Consider the following 1,322-nt stretch of genomic DNA (forward strand, 5'->3'; position numbering starts at 1 on the left):
GTGCGCCTGTGTCAGTTGAAGCAGTCCTTGACGGTGCCGGCGCAGTTGGTGGGGTCGTTGTTGGTGACGGTGGACTTGTCGTCGAGGCGGACCTTGCCGTCGTTGTTGAGGATGCCGCCGGCGACTCGGTGGTTCTTTGAGGCGTCGGTGGCGGTGTTCTTGGTGACGTGGGTCTTGGTCAGGGTGATGGTGCCCTTGTTGTTGAAGATGCCGCCGCCGTTGAGGGCGGTGTTGCCCTTGACCTCGGTGTCGCGCAGGGTGAGGCGGGCGCCGTCGCGGTCGCGGTCGTCGTCGTGGTCGCCGTTGTGGTCGTTCTTGTTCCGGAAGCCTTCGGCGAGTTTGACGTCGGCTTCGCCGTTGAAGATGCCGCCGCCGAAGCGTCCGGCGGTGTTGTCGACGATCTTGCTGTCGGCGATGGTGGCGCTGGACTTGTTGTCGTGCTCGTCCTTGTCGTTCTTGTCGTCGCGGCCGTTCTTGTCGTCGCGGCCGTTCTTGTCGTCCTTGTCGTCCCGGCCGTCCTTGCCGTCCCGGCCGTCGTTCTTGCCGTTCATGCCGTTCCAGCTGTCCTTGCCGTTGTCCTTGTCGTCCTTGCCGTTGTTCTTGTCGTTGCGGTGTTCGTCGTCGGCGTTGTAGACGCCGCCGCCGTCCTTGCTGGCGTGGTTCTTGGCGACGATGACGTGGTCGAGGTCGAGGCTGGTGTCCTTGGCGTAGACGCCGCCGCCGTTGTCGCAGGCGGTGTTGTCCTTGATGGCACCGCCTGCGATCTTGACGAAGCCGCCGGAGCTGAACACGCCGCCGCCGTTGCGGTCGGCCTTGTTGCCCTCGATGTGGCTCTTGTAGATCTCCACGCTGCCGGCCTTGTCGCGGCCGTCGAGGACTCGGTTCATGTCCCCGCCGCGCCCGTCGCGCCCGTCGCGCCCGTCGCGCCCGTTCCGGTCGTTCCGGTCGTCGCGCCCGTCGTGCCCGTTGCGGTCGTGGTCACGGTCGCGGTCGCCGCGGCCGTTGGCGATGCCGCCGCCGTTCTTGCCGGCGGTGTTGTTGTCGACCTTGCTGTCCTTGACGGTGAGCAGGCCGAGGTTGAACACGCCGCCGCCGTTCTCCCGGGCGTGGTTGTCCTCGATCTTGCTGTCCTCGATGTCGACCCGGCCGAAGTTGGCGATCGCGCCGCCGTCACCTTCGGCGTTGTTGCGGGTCAGGGTGACCTTCTTCAGGTGAGCGCTACCGCCCCGCTCGACCAGCAACGCGCCACCATCGGCGTCACCGTCCTTGCGCTTCGAACCGTCGCGGCCCTTCGAATCGTCCCGACCCTTCGAACCGTCGCG

1 pseudogene is annotated in these 1,322 nt (G+C 66.4%); it reads right to left on the reverse strand.

The annotated features are described in order from the left end of the window. Positions 1 to 11: 11 nt before the first annotated feature. Positions 12 to 1,322 (reverse strand): annotated as a pseudogene (locus V6U88_RS30115) (hypothetical protein); the annotation flags it as partial.

It is taken from the genome of Micromonospora sp. CPCC 205739, assembly GCF_036906795.1.
In the GTDB taxonomy this organism is placed as follows: Bacteria; Actinomycetota; Actinomycetes; order Mycobacteriales; family Micromonosporaceae; genus Micromonospora.